Annotated in this window: 15 protein-coding genes and 1 pseudogene; 12 read left to right on the top strand and 4 right to left on the bottom strand. The window is 59.6% G+C overall.

Translation table 11 applies throughout. From position 1 onward, the window contains the following. Nucleotides 1-87: 87 nt before the first annotated feature. Nucleotides 88-2,733 carry a methyl-accepting chemotaxis protein gene (locus K3724_RS15715; protein ID WP_259986855.1) on the top strand — a complete coding sequence of 882 codons (2,646 nt, stop codon included), beginning with the start codon at nucleotides 88-90 and terminating at the stop codon, nucleotides 2,731-2,733. Between the two features lie 40 nt (nucleotides 2,734-2,773). On the opposite strand, the gene K3724_RS15710 is transcribed toward K3724_RS15715, so the two are convergent. Both K3724_RS15710 and K3724_RS15705 read right to left on the bottom strand, forming a co-directional pair. Further along, nucleotides 2,774-3,229, bottom strand: coding sequence for a hypothetical protein (locus K3724_RS15710; protein ID WP_259986853.1), 456 nt, complete (start codon nucleotides 3,227-3,229; stop codon nucleotides 2,774-2,776). An 82-nt stretch (nucleotides 3,230-3,311) separates the two neighbouring features. Then, nucleotides 3,312-3,710, bottom strand: coding sequence for a glycosyltransferase family 2 protein (locus tag K3724_RS15705; RefSeq protein ID WP_259986852.1), 399 nt, complete (start codon nucleotides 3,708-3,710; stop codon nucleotides 3,312-3,314). A gap of 110 nt (nucleotides 3,711-3,820) precedes the next feature. On the opposite strand from K3724_RS15705, the pseudogene K3724_RS15700 reads away from it, so the two are divergent. Next, nucleotides 3,821-4,982, top strand: a pseudogene (locus K3724_RS15700) (IS3 family transposase). 309 nt (nucleotides 4,983-5,291) lie between these two features. On the opposite strand, the gene K3724_RS15695 reads toward K3724_RS15700, so the two are convergent. Together K3724_RS15695 and K3724_RS15690 are read right to left on the bottom strand one after the other, a co-directional pair. Continuing rightward, on the bottom strand, nucleotides 5,292-5,885 hold the full coding sequence (locus K3724_RS15695; protein WP_259986850.1) for a GNAT family N-acetyltransferase: 594 nt from the start codon (nucleotides 5,883-5,885) through the stop codon (nucleotides 5,292-5,294). A 398-nt stretch (nucleotides 5,886-6,283) separates the two neighbouring features. Next, nucleotides 6,284-6,496, bottom strand: a complete 213-nt coding sequence (locus tag K3724_RS15690; RefSeq protein ID WP_259992725.1) for a hypothetical protein — start codon at nucleotides 6,494-6,496, stop codon at nucleotides 6,284-6,286. Here K3724_RS15690 and K3724_RS15685 point away from each other — a divergent pair. The 10 genes from K3724_RS15685 to eutC all read left to right on the top strand — a co-directional run bounded on the left by K3724_RS15685 (nucleotide 6,429) and on the right by eutC (nucleotide 15,853). Next, entirely contained in the window at nucleotides 6,429-6,881 is a 453-nt protein-coding gene (locus tag K3724_RS15685; protein ID WP_259986848.1) for an FdtA/QdtA family cupin domain-containing protein, read from the top strand. The two genes, K3724_RS15690 and K3724_RS15685, sit on opposite strands and share 68 nt — an antisense overlap. Continuing rightward, nucleotides 6,878-7,975, top strand: coding sequence for a DegT/DnrJ/EryC1/StrS aminotransferase family protein (locus K3724_RS15680; protein ID WP_259986847.1), 1,098 nt, complete (start codon nucleotides 6,878-6,880; stop codon nucleotides 7,973-7,975). The genes K3724_RS15685 and K3724_RS15680 overlap by 4 nt, the downstream gene beginning before the upstream one ends. Nucleotides 7,976-8,177: 202 nt before the next feature. After that, entirely contained in the window at nucleotides 8,178-9,572 is a 1,395-nt protein-coding gene (locus K3724_RS15675) for a PLP-dependent aminotransferase family protein (protein WP_259986845.1), read from the top strand. Nucleotides 9,573-9,667: 95 nt separating this feature from the next. Further along, the gene (dctP, locus tag K3724_RS15670) at nucleotides 9,668-10,684 is read left to right on the top strand and encodes a TRAP transporter substrate-binding protein DctP (RefSeq protein WP_259986843.1); all 1,017 of its coding nucleotides are present in this window, start codon (nucleotides 9,668-9,670) and stop codon (nucleotides 10,682-10,684) included. 69 nt (nucleotides 10,685-10,753) lie between these two features. Then, nucleotides 10,754-11,320, top strand: coding sequence for a TRAP transporter small permease (locus tag K3724_RS15665; protein WP_259986833.1), 567 nt, complete (start codon nucleotides 10,754-10,756; stop codon nucleotides 11,318-11,320). Between the two features lie 10 nt (nucleotides 11,321-11,330). Further along, nucleotides 11,331-12,617 carry a TRAP transporter large permease gene (locus tag K3724_RS15660; RefSeq protein WP_259992659.1) on the top strand — a complete coding sequence of 429 codons (1,287 nt, stop codon included), beginning with the start codon at nucleotides 11,331-11,333 and terminating at the stop codon, nucleotides 12,615-12,617. Nucleotides 12,618-12,629: 12 nt separating this feature from the next. Then, nucleotides 12,630-13,067: a universal stress protein gene (locus tag K3724_RS15655; protein WP_259986831.1), complete on the top strand. Its 438-nt coding sequence runs from the start codon at nucleotides 12,630-12,632 to the stop codon at nucleotides 13,065-13,067. A 10-nt stretch (nucleotides 13,068-13,077) separates the two neighbouring features. Beyond that, entirely contained in the window at nucleotides 13,078-13,842 is a 765-nt protein-coding gene (eutA, locus tag K3724_RS15650; RefSeq protein ID WP_259986829.1) for an ectoine utilization protein EutA, read from the top strand. A gap of 18 nt (nucleotides 13,843-13,860) precedes the next feature. Next, nucleotides 13,861-14,868 carry a hydroxyectoine utilization dehydratase EutB gene (gene eutB / locus K3724_RS15645; RefSeq protein WP_259986827.1) on the top strand — a complete coding sequence of 336 codons (1,008 nt, stop codon included), beginning with the start codon at nucleotides 13,861-13,863 and terminating at the stop codon, nucleotides 14,866-14,868. After that, the gene (gene eutC, locus K3724_RS15640; RefSeq protein WP_259986825.1) at nucleotides 14,861-15,853 is read left to right on the top strand and encodes an ectoine utilization protein EutC; all 993 of its coding nucleotides are present in this window, start codon (nucleotides 14,861-14,863) and stop codon (nucleotides 15,851-15,853) included. The genes eutB and eutC overlap by 8 nt, the downstream gene beginning before the upstream one ends. Nucleotides 15,854-15,869 lie beyond the last annotated feature (16 nt).

Below are 15,869 nucleotides of genomic sequence, written 5' to 3'. Positions count from 1 at the left end.
GAATGCCTGACCAGCCGATAACGGCGGTGGGGCCGGCTGCTTGTCCGGTCTTGGCACGGAATATGGGCGGATGCCTTGGGTGATACTATGACTGCAAAGAAAAAACTTCCCGCCAAGCGCGGTTTCCGTTTGTTTTCCAGCATTGGCGCAAAAATCACGCTGATCCTGATGGCGATGGGGGCTGCTATCGCTGTTGGCGGTGTCATGGTTACGCTGGTCTTTTCCCAGACCGGCCGCCAAATGGAGGTTTTGACGGAACAGAAGGTACCCCGGCTGGAGCTGAGCGGCCGTCTTGTCAAGGCGGGAAGCCGGGCAAAGGATGCGATGATTGCGGTCTTGCAAGCTGGATCAGTTGACGAGCTGGTCCAGGCCGAGACTGAGGCGGTTGCAGCGGTAGCACATCTTGAAAACAGCCTGGCTGAACTGCCTGCGGCAGAGCGGGCCAGTTTCAGGCAGGAGGCTGACGCGGCCTCCGAAATGCTCAGCAATCTGATCGCGGCCCGCAAAGGCGCTTTTCGAAACCTGGCCTGGATCGACTCCCAGACCGGCAGCCTGCAGACACTTAGCCAAACGGTGCAAGCGAAGCTTGTGCAGGTCGCGTCGGAGGCCAGCGACAGTTTGATGGCAGGCGGCGAGGACACAATCGGCCAGGTTGATGAGGTGCTCAAAAATCTGGTTGAGCAACGGTTCGGCAGCTTGCAAACGCTGCTGGAAACCCGCGCTGATATCAGCATTTTGTCTGGTGCGGCTCTGGCTCTGGGCCATGTGCGCGACGTGCCCACCAAGCGGGCGCTCAAAAAAATGGCCAATGACGCTTTGAGCCGGCTGGAGCCGGTCATGGGGCGGCTTGAAGAGCTGGGCCTGGATGCCTTCAGGGCCAAGAAGGTCCGCGCGGGTGTGGAACTGTTCCGCTATACCCTCACCGCGAGCCGCAAGGAGCTGAAGGACAGCCGCAAAGAAGTTCTGAGCGCCCGTAATGCCAGCGTGCGCCCGCTGACCCAGGCGATGGAGCGTATGGTGTTCACCCTGTCTGTTGCGGCAACCCAGGCCAGTTCCGATAACCGGACGGCGATCCAGGGGCTGCTGGACAACCAGGTTGGCGTGCTGCAGCAGCTGCTGGAGATCAATGGCTGGATCAGCGCCTTCCAGGTGGCGGCGCTGGATGTGGCGGCCGCGCATGATATTGATGCCGCAGATGCCGCTGCTGCCCCGCTTCAGGACGCTGCCAAGGCGCTGCAGGGTTATGCCGGTTTCAATAACGGGGTATTTGCGCAGGAGCTTAAGGATCTGGTGGGCCTGGCCGATCCGTCTGAGGGATTGCCGGTCTTCAAGGTGGCGTCGCTGGAGGCCACAGCTGCGGCTGCTGCGGCGTCGCAGGCAACTGTGGATGCGGTGCTGGAATTTGCACATCACGCAACCAGTCTGGGTGCCGAAAGCCGGCTGGAGATCGCGTCCATTGCGGGCGGTCTCGCGGCTGAGGTGAAGGCAGCGCAGCAACAGCTGCAAATCCTGGCGGCTGTGGCTGCCGGTGTCTTCCTGGCGTCTCTGGTTCTGACCCGGATCCTTATCCTGCGCCCTCTGGCTGATATCAGCGGCACAACCGAGCGGCTGGCTGCGGGCAATCTGCGCCCGGTAACAGGGTACGACCGGTCGAGTGATGAAATCTTCCGGATTGCCACGGCGCTTTCGGTGTTTCGCGACGGGCTGGTGGAGAAGGCAGAAGTCGAGGCCGCAGCGGATGCGGAACGTGACGCCCGCCTGGCAGAGCAGACGGCGGCAGTGACGGCCATTGGCGAGGGTCTGGAGCAGCTGTCGCAGGGTGATCTGACAGCCCGGATCCACGGGGAAATGGGCGAGGGCTATACCAAGCTGCGGGATGATTTCAATGCGGCGCTGGAAAAACTGGAGGCCTCTGTCAGCAGCCTTAGCACCAGCGGCCAGTCGATTGCCGGCGGCAGCACCGAAATCTCCTCGGCCTCCCGCGATCTGTCCGAACGCTCAGAGCGTACTGCGCAGACGCTGGCAGGCACGGCTGCTGCCGTGAACCAGCTCTCGGTTTCCATTACCGGCACCGCCCAGGCCTCGGGAGAGGCGTCCGCTTCTGTTGAAGCGGCGCGCGAGAATGCCAGTGCCAGTATTGAGGTGGTGAAGCGGACCTACGGCGCAATGGAAGCAATCAAGGAAAGTTCAGAAAAAATCTCACGGATCATCGGCATGATCGAAGCGATTGCCCAGCAGACCAACCTTCTGGCGCTGAATGCCGGGGTTGAGGCGGCACGTGCTGGCACTGTTGGCAAGGGCTTTGCGGTGGTCGCCTCGGAAGTGCGGACCTTGGCGCACCGGTCGAAAGAAGCTGCGACTGAAATTTCGGCACTGGTGGATGAAGCCGGCCAGAATGTCGAACTTGGTGCGGATCTGGTTGAACAGACCCGCACGGCAATTGGTGAAATCTCCGCCTCTGTCGACAGCGCAGCAGATCTGATGAAAACTATTTCCCAGGCCTCCTCCGAGCAATCCGGCAGCCTGCAGGAGATCAATTCGGCAATGTCCAATCTTGACGATGCCACCACCCGCAATGCGGCCCTGTTCGAGGAGGTCACCTCCTCAAGCCTGGGTCTGTCCAAAGAAGCGCAGGCCATGGCCGGGGCCATCGGCGCCTTCAGGACAAATGCAGGTTCCGATGCGGTTTCAGGTAGTCTGGACCAGGAAGACCCCTGGAGGCTGCAAGCCTGACAATCTGCGGCCTGCCGGCTGGCATTTTGGGTCTGCCCCGTTACCTGTTGCGCAGCCTGCGCATGCCTTCGCTGGCGATGCCCTGCAGCTTTGCCCCCCAGCCATAGTGCCGGCTGGCCAGCACGGCGCCGATACCGTCATAGAAATCCAACCGGGCACGGATCTTGCCGGCAGCTTGTGCCATCTTCCTGACAACCGGCGAATTTTCCGTCAGGCCAAACGTTCTGGCATCCGCAAGGCGCTGTTCCAAGACGGCCAGTTGCCCTTTCAGCATCCTTGTCCGGCGCTCCTGATTGGTCAGAGTGCTGATCTTTTTGGTCAGCTGGGCTGAGATGCCGACGTCTTCTTTGTAGGTCACCAGCTTCTCGGGAATATAGTGCAGGCCGTCCTCCAGCAGAGCGCGGAAGCCGAGAATCAGATCCTTATAGGCGCTGTCCTCGGGGAGGCCGCCGTATTTTTGGTGCAGATCCTTGTGCCAGGCTGCTGTCGCGCCCAAGAACAGAGAGAAAGATGTTGCCGCATCGAGTATTGTGAAGCTCCTGTAGAACAGCGCGCGGCGGTAAGCGTCTTTGCCAGGGCTATTTGTCGGGTCCGACCGTTTCTGCATCGGAGTAGATGAGCTTGGCGCCGGTTTGCCGGTAGGAATCGATAACTTTTTGGGCCCAGCCCGGGGCGTTTCGATCATCTCCGGCCGCCCAGATCATCAGGTCTGAGGTCGCAAGGGATACGGAGCGTGCAATGTGGCGGTTGAGGCCAAGGTTGACTTCATTGCGCCGTGCTAAAACAGGATGCGGGCCACGGTAGTCCTTTATCACTTCCTGAATTTTTTCAAAGGTCCCGTCGGTCGAGGCGTCATCTGAAATGATAATCTCGATCGGCTCGCACTTCTGGTTCAGCAAGGACTGTACGGCCTCGGTGATCGTGTCCTCCTGGCAGTAAGGCAACAGGATGAAGCTGGCGGCGGGTGTCTGTGTCATGTATCGTCCTTTTCTTTAGCCTGCGTCGCATTTCTCGTTTTGGGGGCTTAGGCCTGAGTCTCCCCCAAAGAAGTGGTCCGCCCCTATGATTAGGAAACGGAGGACCATAGATGGCGACCAAGAGGCCCAAGCCTGAAGAGATTGTCGTGAAGTTACGGCAGGTTGAAGTCTTGATGGGGCAAGGCATGCCCCGCATAGACGCGATCCGTCAGATCGGCGTTACGGAACAGACCTACTATCGCTGGAAGAAGAATTACGGCGGAATGGGCACGGAACAGCTTAAAGAACTAAAGCGGCTGCAGAAGGAAAACGAGCGGCTTCGCCGGGCGGTTTCGGACCTGACACTGGACAAATTGATCCTGTCCGAGGCCGCAAAGGGAAACTTCTGAGCCCCTCCCGCCGCCGGTCCTGCATTGATCATGTGCGCAGCCAAATGAAGGTTTCCGAGCGTCGCGTTTGCCGCGTTCTGGGCCAGCACCGGTCCACACAGCGGCAATTGCCTCAAGGGCGTGCTGATGAGGAACGCCTGGTCGCCGATATGATCGAGCTGACACGTCAATACGGCCGATACGGCTACCGCCGGGTTGCGGCCCTGCTGCGGGACGCTGGCTGGCCCCTCTCGGCGGTGTAAACACCGCCTGCCGGCAGCGGGTGAATGATAAACGTGTCGAACGTTTATGGCGGCGGGAGGGGCTGAAGGTTCCAATGAAGCAGCCCAGGAGGGGACGGCTCTGGCTCAACGACGGATCATGTGTCCGGCTGCGGCCGGAGTATCGCAATCACGTTTGGTCCTACGGCTTCGTGCATCACCGGACAGATGATGGCAGGGCGTTCAGGACATTGAACATCCTGGACGAACACAGCCGGGAATGCCTTGCGATCCGGGTGAAGCGAAAGCTGAATGCAAACGAGGTCATCGATGCACTGACGGACCTGTTTATCCTACGTGGCGTACCAGCATACATTCGGTCGGACAATGGCCCTGAGTTCATTGCTGAGGCCGTCAGAGGCTGGATCAAAGCTGTCGGGGCCAAAACCGCATACATCGACCCTGGATCGTCCTGGGAGAACGGATACTGCGAGAGCTTCAATGGGCGGATGCGAGATGAATTGCTGAATGGTGAAATCTTCTATTCGCTACGCGAGGCCCAGATCATTATCGAAAGCTGGAGAAAACACTACAACACCAAAAGGCCCCACAGTGCTCTGGGCTACCGCCCGCCTGCGCCAGAGGCCATCGTCCTGATAGACCAAAGGCCAACCATGCACTAACTTTCAATTTGGACCACTCAAGTGGGGCTAGGTCAGGCGCAGGCCGGGGGGCAGTGGACGTTTGTGTCAAGTGGGTTGGCCGTCGTTCTGATAATAAACGGTGATGCGGGTGGTGAACAACTCTTTCGGCCATGGCTGGCTCGCGTTCCAGGAGAACCACTTTCCGGCAGCCGAAATGCCAAAACCGGGTCAATTCCGTTTCGGAATACCCCTTTGCGGATGACACCCGATCAGACTGACAGCGGCTTTCAGCGTGTGCGGTGGGTGCCCGATACAGGGGTAGAATCAGCGCCAATGTCTGGGCGGGAATTAGCTGCAGAGCACGCGATGCGATTTGAGCTGGCCAGCGCTCTTTTCCCGGAAGGATGACCAAGCCGCCTTCGGGAAGATGAAAAGCCGGTCCAGGTCCGTTTCCCCGGCCTCGATCGCTCCAGAGCGCAGATGGAAATTTATAACCTTGCTATTGCCTTTTCTGACATCGAAATGGGCTTGTTCAAAGCCCAGGGTGTCGAAACCAATTTCATAGATCATCACCGCTGAAAATGTGACAAGGCCAGCTGGGCGTGCGGGTTTGACTATCCAGCTTCCCCAGGAAAATGAGCGCGGGTTGCTGCGGAAGTCATACATTCGTATGACGCCGAAATCCGTTTCATTGCTTGAGATTACAAAGTAGTATTCTTCGCTGTGTTTTTCTCTCTCCTTGTAGCGTTCAATCCACTTGGTCTGTTCAAGCACGTCATTTGATGACGGGCTGAGATGCCGATTTAGGGCCGGGTCTGCGCGAAGCTGGCAGACAAAAGCGGCATCGTATGGTTCAACCAATCTCAGGTATGACTGAAAATTCGGGTCAAGCGCCGGGGATTTCAGTAAACTACTTACCGACATCAATGTGTCATCCTTCAAGGAGTTGGTCAGTTACTATGTGTTTGCATGTGTGTGTGGCAAGGTGGTTTCCATACTGACTTCGCGGATTGGATGGCAAGAAAGCACTTGGTGCACACTGGGTTTTAGTACAATCAATATTAAGCCGGTGTCTGCTGGCTGGCACAGTCAATGCTAAGATATTGACAACGTCATCGAGCAAGCCCGGGATACCGCGCAAGCCTCCCAAACGTCGCATGCAGGTGAGCCGACAGGCATCCCTTTCCCAAAACACCCGGACTCGCTTCAGCCTGGAAACGAGAGGCCCAGCCCGCGTCTCTGCATCGGTTGCGGGGCATTCTATCTTCGCGCGTTTTTGCGCCTGCACAGTTAACCCAAATACCTCCTTTGAATTCATCTGTATGACCTCAACCGCAAATTCAGTCGCTATCGACGGTAAAGTATTCATAGGCGATGTCGGCGAATTCACCCGCACCGATGATCAGTAGCTTTTTGCTCATGGGGGCATTGTCCTTGATTGAGACGGCCCTGGCGGCCGGCGCTGCTTGCTGGTCCGGTTCAGATATGCATATACACAAGGGACATTCAAATGCGAAGGCGGTTTCCGTGCCTCTGACTGACTGCAAAATCATTGACTTGCCCAAGATAACAGACGTGCGGGGCAACCTGACCTTTGTTGAGGGCGGCAACCATATCCCCTTTGATATCAAACGGGTATATTACCTGTATGACGTGCCGGGCGGGGCCGACCGCGGCGAGCACGCGCATAAGGGGTTGCATCAATTCATTATCTGCATGTCGGGCAGTTTCGACATCCTGCTGGACGACGGTTTTGAGACCAAGCGTTTCCACCTGAACCGCTCCTACTACGGGTTGTATGTTTGCCCGATGATGTGGCGCTACCTCGACAACTTCTCCTCCGGGGCGGTTTGCATGGTGCTGACCTCCGAAGTTTATGACGAAGCGGATTACATCCGCGATTATGATGAATTCAAAGCTGCGGCAGGTGCAGCGTGAAGGTTCCTTTCCTCGATATTGCGGGTGCCCATGCCGAAATTCAGGGCCAGCTGGAGGCAGCTGTGCTGCGGGTTGCGCGGTCCGGGTACTTCATTCTGGGTCCTGAGGTTGAAGCATTTGAGGCCGGTTTTGCCCGTTACACCGGTGCGCCGCATTGCCTGGGCACTGGAAACGGCCTGGACGCGCTGATCCTTGCGCTGAAGGCAATGGGGATCGGCCCGGGCGATGAAGTGATCGTGCCCGCGAACACATATATTGCGACCTGGCTGGCAGTCAGCTTTTGCGGAGCAACCATCGTTCCGGTGGAACCGCTGGAAGCCACCCACAACATCGGCCCGGAGACGGTGGCCGCTGCCATCACGTCCCGCACCAAGGCAATCATTCCGGTCCATCTTTATGGTCAGCCAGCCGACATGGATCCGCTGATTGAGCTGGTCGGACAGCACGGGCTGCACCTTCTGGAGGACGCCGCCCAAGCGCATGGCGCCAAATACAAAGGCAAGCGGATCGGCAGCTTCGGCGAGGCCGCTTGCTGGAGCTTTTACCCGGGTAAGAACCTGGGTGCGCTGGGGGATGGCGGCGGGTTTACCACCACCTCGCCGGAGCTGGCAGAGCGAGTGTCGATGCTGCGCAACTATGGCTCGGCGGTTAAATACGAGCATGAACTGGCTGGCCAGAACAGCCGTTTGGATCCGATGCAGGCAGCGGCGCTGCAAGTGAAACTGCAAGTGCTCGATGATTGGAACACCCGCCGCCAGGCCATTGCCGCCCGTTACCTGGACGCACTGTCAGTGGCCGGACTGGTACTGCCTGCGGTGCCGGAATGGGCGGACCCGGTATGGCACCTTTTTGTGGTGCGCCATCCGGACAGGGATGCTTTCCGCACCCGGCTGGAGGCTGCAGGAGTCGGCACCGTCATCCACTACCCCAAACCGCCGCATCTGCAGAACGCCTATGCCGGGCTTGGGTATAGCAAGGGTGCGTTCCCTGTTTCTGAGACGTTGGCTGCGCAGGTGATCAGCCTGCCGATCGGGCCTGCTCAGACTGAAGCGCAGACCGAATATGTAATCGAGCAGGTGCTGAAACTGGCGTGACCGGCCCGCCCTGATTTTCTGATACTTCGCGCATTGGATCTGCTAGCGGGCTAGGATGGCGGAGGGGAGAGCCGGCCATCGCATCAATTGGCAGCCGAAACTGACCATTGCAAAGCCAGCAGTTGGATCATTGTCTGCGTTTGGGGGGCAGCTGTGTGGAAATTGTATTGCGAAGTCGGGGTCATCACTTGTAAAATGTTGCATGACAATTTGGCATCCTGATCCCTCCGCCTTGACCTCCCCCCTGCATGCGAGCCTTGCGCTGGCCATTGCCAGGGCAATCTCAGACGGCAAGCTGCCGAAGGGGACGCAGCTGCCGACCCATCGCAAAATGGCCGATGATCTTGGCCTCAGTGTCCACACCGTCAGCAAGGCATATGAAAGTTTGCGGCGGCAAAGGCTGATTGATGGCCAAGTCGGCCGGGGCAGCTACGTTCTGGATCCTGACAAGTCCAACGATCAGCCGTTTCAGCTGAGCTCTGAACGCGGTGGCGGTTTCGACCTGTCGATTTCACGCCCGGCATTCTCGCAGCAACATGCTGAGCGGTTCGAACAAGCGCTGAGGGAACTGCCGGAGGGGTTGGACCCGAGCTACTATCTGTCCTGCCGCCCGAATATCGGTCATGACGCCCACCGTGCCGCCGGATCGCAATGGCTGCGGCATTGCGGTTTGGAAGTGCCGCCGGAGCGGATCATTATGACGAATGGGGTCAGTCACGGCATGTCAGCGGCGCTGTCGGCGCTGACCCGGCCTGGCGACACGGTAGTGTCAGACAAGGTCACGCATCATTTGCTGGTTTCGGGGTGTTCTTATTTGGGTTTGAACCTTGCGGGGGTTGATGTGGATGCGGATGGTATCCTTCCGGATGCGCTTGAGCGGTTTTGCCAGGAAAGCAACCCTAAAGTGTTGTTTTTGCTTCCGTCCTTGGCCAACACGACAGCGGGTATGATGACTGAGGAACGCCGCCGCGCGCTGGTGGATGTCGCCCGCAAACACGATCTGCACATCATCGAAAACGATGCCTTTGGTCCGGTGGCCGAGGGACGTCCGGTGGCGGTTACTGCTCTTGCGCCGGAGCGTTCAATCTATTTGACTACCTTTACCAAATGCACTGTGTCGGGGCTGCGCGCAGGATACATGGCGGCGCCGGAGCATCTGCTGCCGGCATTGACCGGGCGGATTGTCGTGTTTGGTTGGATGGCGACGCCGCTGATGTGCGAACTGGCCACCCGTTGGGTGCAGGACGGCACCGCGTTGGAGCTGGCGCAGTGGCAGCGATCTGCGCTGGCCGAGCGTCATGGCATCGCCGCTGAGGTGCTGAAAGACTGGCACTGGCAGGGCCACCCCTCGGCGTTGCATCTATGGCTGCCGCTGCCCAAGGGCTGGAGCACCAGCAGTTTCGTGTCTTACGCGCGTGAGTTGAAAGTCGCGGTGGCGCCGGATGCACCGTTCCTGCCCCCTAAGACGCCGCCGCAGAATGCTGTGCGTCTGTCGCTTGGCAGCATCCAGGATCTGGGGCGTTTCAGGCAAGCGTTGGAGTTGATCGCCGGAATGCTGGGCCGCCCGCCGGAGGGGATTGCGCCTTTCACATACTGATTGTCCTGCAACAATAAAAAAATTGACATGCAGTACAATTCCTCTCAAACCTGTCGCAGCGGTGCGCAGGCACCCAAGAGACTTGGGAGGAAAACATGGCTCAAACTGTCAAAATCACCTTCGGTGCCCTTGCGGCAGCGGGGATTGCCCTGGCAGGCAGTGCCGCGCAGGCGGACACCTGGCGCTATGCCTTTGAAGAGGCAATGACCGATGTGCAGGGTGTTTATGCGCAGAAATTCAAGGCAGAGATCGAGGCGAACTCGGATCACGAGATCCAGCTGTTCCCCTATGGCACATTGGGTGAATCGGCCGACATCATGGAGCAGACTCAGGACGGCATCCTGCAGTTTGTGGACCAATCACCGGGCTTTACCGGCTCGCTGATCCCGGAGGCACAGGTGTTCTTTGTGCCATACCTGCTGCCAACCGATCAGGATCACCTGGCGCGCTTTTACAAGGAAAGCAAGGCGATCAACGGCATGTTCAAGCCGCTTTATGCGGATCAGGGGCTGGAGCTTTTGAACATGTTCCCCGAGGGCGAAGTGGCGATGACCACCAAGACTCCGGTGACCACCTGCGCCGATCTGGACGAGGTGAAGTTCCGGGTGATGACCAACCCGCTGCTGGTCGAAAGCTACAAGGCCTTTGGCGCCACCCCGACACCGCTGCCCTGGGGCGAGGTTTACGGCGGGCTGCAGACCAATGTGATCCAGGGGCAGGAGAACCCGACGTTCTTCCTCTATTCAACCAAGATCTATGAGGTCACAGATTACATCACCTACGCCGGCCACAACAATTTCACCACCGCGGTGATGGCCAACAAGGACTTTTACGACGGCCTCAGCGCCGAGGATCAGCAACTGGTGCAGAACGCGGCGCAGGCCGCCTATGACCACACCGTGGTTTATCAGCAGCAAGCGGCGGAGACTGAGCTGGCCAAGATCATGGAAGCCAAACCGGAAATGCAGGTGACTGTGCTGAACGACGATCAGCGCAGCTGCTTCATGGCAGCAGCGGCTGAGGTCGAGGCCAAGTTCATTGAGATGACCGGCGACAGCGGCGCCGCGATCCTGGAACAGTTGAAGGCTGACCTGGCGGCCACTGCCAACTGACGCCTCTCCTGCAAACAGTGCTGAGCGGGTCCTGCCTGCTCAGCAGCTTCCGGGCCTGGGGAGGAAGGAATGCAACAGTCACACGAGTCAGCGCTGCCTGGGTTTCTGGGTGTGATCGACAGCGCCATCAGCCGCATTGAATCATTTCTGCTAGCGGCAGGGGTTCTGCTGATGGCCGCCAATACTGTGGCCAATGTTGTGGGGCGGTTCGTGCTGGGGAACTCCATCTTCTTTACCGAGGAGCTGAACCGGATCCTGATCATCCTGATCACCTTTGCCGGCATCAGCTATGCCGCGCGCAACGCCCGCCACATCCGGATGTCGGCGATTTATGACCTGCTGCCGCCGCATCTGCGCAAGGTGATGATCGTGGTGATTTCCATAATCACCGCTGGTTTCATGTTCCTGCTGTGCTTTTACGCGGTGAAATACATTGGCTCGCAGGCCGCGCGCGGACGGGTGCTGCCCGCACTGCAGATCCCGGTCTGGGTCATCCTGGTCTGGGTGCCTGCCGGGTTCTTCATGACCGGCGCCCAATACCTGCTGACCGCCGTGCGCAATCTGACGTCTCCCGGCATCTATCTCTCGACGCATGTGCAAGAGGGATATGAGGACGCAGAAGAAATCGAAATCTGAGGGCGAACCCGTGGCTGCAACAATATTTTTGACCATGATCGCCCTGCTGCTGCTGGGCTTTCCGATGATGATCCCGCTGATTGCCGGCGCCTTCATCGGGTTTCTGATGCTGTTCGGCGATCTGGCCCGGACTGAGACAATGGTACAGCAGATGATGGCCGGCATCCGGCCCGCCTCGCTGATTGCGGTGCCGATGTTCATCTTTGCCGCTGATATCATGACCCGCGGCCAGTCGGCCGGGCGGCTGATCAATGTGGTGATGGCCTATATCGGCCATATCCGCGGCGGGCTGGCGATCTCTACCGCAGCTGCCTGCACCATGTTCGGCGCCGTTTCCGGATCGACCCAAGCCACCGTTGTGGCCATCGGTTCGCCGCTGCGCCCGCGGATGCTGCAGGCGGGCTACAAGGACAGCTTTGTGCTGGCGCTGATCGTGAACGCCAGCGACATCGCCTTTCTGATCCCGCCCTCTATCGGCATGATCATCTATGGCGTGGTCTCTAGCACCTCGATTGCCGAGCTGTTCATTGCGGGCATTGGTCCCGGCCTGCTGATCCTGCTGCTGTTTTCCATCTACGCCTATATCTACGCCGTGCGTAACAACGTGCCGACCGAGCCCAAGGCCACCTGGCGCCAGCGGCTGCAGACCATGCGTGCCGCACTTTGGCCGATGGGGTTTCCGGTGATCATCATCGGCGGCATCTACGGCGGCGTCTTCAGCCCGACCGAGGCCGCGGCGGCCTGCGTTCTCTATGCGCTGATCCTGGAGGTCGCCGTGTTCCGCTCAATGTCGCTGGCGGATGTCTATGAAACCGCAAAATCCACCGGGCTGGTTACCGCCATCGTGTTCATTCTGGTGGGGGCAGGGGCTGCGTTTTCCTGGGTTATCTCATTCGCTCAGGTGCCGCAGCAGATCCTTGGCGCCATAGGGATTGCCGAGATGGGCGCCATAGGGGTGCTGTTCGTGATCTCCATCGCGTTTTTCATCGGTTGTATGTTTGTCGATCCCATCGTGGTGATCCTGGTGCTGGTGCCGGTTTTTGCGCCGGTGGTGAAGTCGGTGGGGCTGGACCCGGTTCTGGTTGGCACAATCATCACCCTGCAGGTGGCTATCGGATCGGCCACGCCGCCGTTCGGCTGTGATATTTTCACTGCCATTGCCGTGTTCAAACGCCCCTATGCCGAGGTGGTGCGCGGCACGCCGCCCTTCATCCTGATGCTGCTGGGGGTGTCGGTGGCGCTGATCTTCTTCCCGCAGATTGCGTTGTTTCTGCGCGACCTGGCCTTTGCAAAATAACGAGGCGCTGAGATGTTCACATCCATTCTGGTGCCCTTCGACGGCTCCCAAGGCGCCGAGGCCGCGCTGGCCAAGGCGGCGGAGTTGGCGCAGCTGTGCGGGGCTGGGCTGACCTTGCTGACGGTCTACCGCCACCATTCGCTGCTGGAGGCATCAATGCATATGGTGCGTCCGGATCAGCCGGAGGACTTGGACGAGATCATGCGCAGCCACGCCAAGCAGGTGGCCGAGCGCGGCAAGGCGCTGGCGGCGGCGGGCGGCGTTCAAAGCCCCCGCGCCTTTGTCAAAGCCGGCCCGGTGGCGCGCACCATCACGGGGTTTGCCAGGGAGCACGGGCATGATCTGATCGTGATCGGCAGCCGCGGCCTTGGCTCGCTGGAAGGGGTGCTGCTGGGCAGTGTCTCTCACAAGGTGACGAGCCTGGCCGAAACCCCGGTTCTTGTTGTTTAGGAAAGCAAAAATGGTTTTTGATATCCATTCCACGCCGTCGCGGGTTCCGGCCCGGCTGGACGACCGTCCGGTCAAAAAGCGGATCGCGCTGGTGGCGCTGGCGACCGACCACACGTCGGAACGCGACTTTGCCCGGATCTGCGACCCGGACCGGGTCGGCGTCTACACAAACCGTATCGCGTTTGAAAATCCGACCACTAGGGAAACTCTGCTGCAGACCGGCCCGCGGCTGACTGAAGCAGCGGCGCAAATCCTGCCGGAGGAAGAGGTGGACGTGGTGGCCTATGGCTGCACCGCGGCTTCCATCGTCTTGGGCAATGACGCAGTCACCCGCTACCTGAACGCCGCCAAGCCAAAGACGCCCTGTGTCACCCCAAGCTCTGCCGCCTTTGATGCGTTTGAGGCGCTGGGTGCCAGCCGGGTGTCGCTGCTAACCCCCTACAGCCCGGCGGTCACCGATGAGATGGCGCAGTACTTTACGGCGCACGGGCCGGAGGTGGTGAGTGCTGCCTGCTTTGGCCTGACAGATGACCGCCAGATGGCGCGGATTTCCGAGAATAGCATCATCGAGGCCGGGATCGCTGCCTGTGATGAGGGCGCGGATGCGCTGTTTCTGTCCTGCACCGCGCTGCGGGCGGCACCTTGCGTGCAGCGGATCGAGGACCGGCTGGGCAAGCCGGTTGTCAGCTCAAACCAGGCGATGGTCTGGCGCTGCCTGCGCCTGGCCGGGATCGCGGATCCGGTGCCAGGCTACGGCAGGCTCTTTGAACTCTAACAAGGCTAAACAGGTCCAATGACTGACAACATCACCCTTCAGGACAGCTATCAGGCCCGGGCGCGGATTGCCGGGCGTATCCGGCAGACGGCACTGGTATCTTCGCCCTCTCTCAGCGCGCGTTGCGGCGGAGAGGTTTCGTTGAAACTGGAAAGCACCCAGATCACTGGCAGTTTCAAACTGCGCGGTGCCACCAATGCGGTTTTGTCGCTGACCGATGAACAGCGCATGGCGGGTGTGGTTGGCGTGTCCACTGGCAACCACGGGCGCGGGCTGGCCTACGCCGCAGCGCAGGCCGGGGTGCGCTGCATCATCTGCATGTCGGAGCTGGTGCCGCAAAACAAGGTCGAAGGCATCAAATCCCACGGCGCCGAAGTGCGCATTGCGGGCCGCTCGCAGGACGATGCCCAGGTTGAGGTCGACAGGCTGGTGGCGGACGGCATGACCATGCTGCCGCCCTTTGACCATCGCGACATCATCGCGGGCCAGAGTACGGTAGCGCTGGAAATGCTGGAACATATGCCGGATCTGGACACCGTGCTGGTGCCGCTGTCCGGCGGCGGGCTGATTTCCGGCGTGGCGATGGTGATGAAGGCAGTGAACCTGGAAATCCGCGTGATTGGCGTGTCGATGGAACGCGGCGCGGCAATGTATGAATGCCTGCAGGCCGGTAAACCGGTCCTGGTTGAGGAAAAAGCCACGCTTGCGGATTCTCTGGGCGGCGGCATCGGGTTGAATAATGCCTATACCTTTGAAATGACAAGGGCTTTTGTCGATGATGTGGTGCTGGTTTCCGAGACGGAAATCGCCGCCGCCATCCGTCATGCCTATTTCGAAGAACGCCAGGTGATCGAAGGCTCCGGCAGCGTTGGTATCGCTGCCCTGCTGGCGGGCAAGATCGAAAATCCCGGCCGCTGCGTCTCATTGGTCAGTGGTCAGAACATCGACATGACCCTGCACAAACGCATCATCAACGGAGAAGATGTCAATGTGGAAGCCGAAACCAAGGGGGGCGCAGATGCCTGACATCAAGATCCTGACTGAGACGGAGCTGCGTGATCTGGTGCCGCTGGATGCTGATGCAGTGGATTGCATTGAGCAGGGATTCACGACGCTGGCCGGGGGCAAGGTGGTGATGCCGCCGATCATGACGCTGCCTGTGCCGGATCATAACGGCGAAGTCTGTGTCAAAACCGCCTATGTGCCGGGGATCGGCAGTTTCGCCATGAAGATGAGCCCGGGATTTTTCGACAACCCTAAACTCGGCCTGCCGAGCACAACCGGGCTGATGGTGGTGTTTTCCAGCAGGACTGGCATGCTTGAGACGCTGCTGCTGGACAATGGCTACCTCACCGATGTGCGCACCGCCGCTGCGGGTGCTGTCGCCGCGCGCCATCTGGCGCGTGCGGATGCGGCGCGTGTCTGCATCATCGGCGCCGGCGTGCAGGCGAAGATGCAGTTGAAGGCTATGACCCTGGTGCGCGAAATCAAAAGCGCCGTGATCTGGGCACGGGATATTGCCAAGGCTGAGGCCGCTGCTGCCAGCCTGCGCGAAGAGCTTGGGTTTGATATCACAGCCGGCACAGACGCCGCGCAGGCGGTCTCCTCGGCTGATATCGTCGTCACAACAACACCTGCAGCTAAGCCAGTGATCAAGGCGGAGTGGCTGCGGCCGGGCCAATTGGTCGTCGCCATGGGGTCGGATCAAGAGCACAAGTGTGAATTGGACCCCGCTTGCCTGACCAAGGCAGACGTGTACGTGCCTGACAGCCAGGCGCAGTGTGCCGTCAAGGGCGAGCTGCGCAGTGCCATCAAGGCGGGACTGATCGCAAATGACCGCAGTTTCACCGAACTGGGAGATGTCGCCTCAGGCAAGGCCGCCGGGCGCCAGGTGGACAGTGATCTGATCATTGCAGACCTGACCGGCACCGGCGTTCAGGACACCGCCATCGCAACTCTTGCAGGCAACCGCGCAGATGCGGCGGGTGCCGGCTCCACTTTCACCAGCTGATCAACCAGGAACCACG

The sequence above is a fragment of the Leisingera sp. M658 genome (genome assembly GCF_025144145.1).
In the GTDB taxonomy this organism is placed as follows: Bacteria; Pseudomonadota; Alphaproteobacteria; order Rhodobacterales; family Rhodobacteraceae; genus Leisingera.
The sequence above is the reverse complement of the archived record's forward strand: the minus strand, read 5'-3'. Positions and strand labels throughout refer to the sequence as shown.

What these genes read in the sequence shown, in the direction of transcription:
- eutA (WP_259986829.1), top strand. Translation starts at nt 13,078, where the DNA reads ATGGTTTTTGATATCCATTCCACGCCGTCGCGGGTTCCGGCCCGGCTG.
- K3724_RS15705 (WP_259986852.1), bottom strand. Translation starts at nt 3,710, where the DNA reads ATGACACAGACACCCGCCGCCAGCTTCATCCTGTTGCCTTACTGCCAG.
- K3724_RS15715 (WP_259986855.1), top strand. Translation starts at nt 88, where the DNA reads ATGACTGCAAAGAAAAAACTTCCCGCCAAGCGCGGTTTCCGTTTGTTT.
- K3724_RS15655 (WP_259986831.1), top strand. Translation starts at nt 12,630, where the DNA reads ATGTTCACATCCATTCTGGTGCCCTTCGACGGCTCCCAAGGCGCCGAG.
- dctP (WP_259986843.1), top strand. Translation starts at nt 9,668, where the DNA reads ATGGCTCAAACTGTCAAAATCACCTTCGGTGCCCTTGCGGCAGCGGGG.
- K3724_RS15685 (WP_259986848.1), top strand. Translation starts at nt 6,429, where the DNA reads ATGCATATACACAAGGGACATTCAAATGCGAAGGCGGTTTCCGTGCCT.
- K3724_RS15690 (WP_259992725.1), bottom strand. Translation starts at nt 6,496, where the DNA reads ATGATTTTGCAGTCAGTCAGAGGCACGGAAACCGCCTTCGCATTTGAA.
- K3724_RS15675 (WP_259986845.1), top strand. Translation starts at nt 8,178, where the DNA reads ATGACAATTTGGCATCCTGATCCCTCCGCCTTGACCTCCCCCCTGCAT.
- eutB (WP_259986827.1), top strand. Translation starts at nt 13,861, where the DNA reads ATGACTGACAACATCACCCTTCAGGACAGCTATCAGGCCCGGGCGCGG.
- eutC (WP_259986825.1), top strand. Translation starts at nt 14,861, where the DNA reads ATGCCTGACATCAAGATCCTGACTGAGACGGAGCTGCGTGATCTGGTG.
- K3724_RS15665 (WP_259986833.1), top strand. Translation starts at nt 10,754, where the DNA reads ATGCAACAGTCACACGAGTCAGCGCTGCCTGGGTTTCTGGGTGTGATC.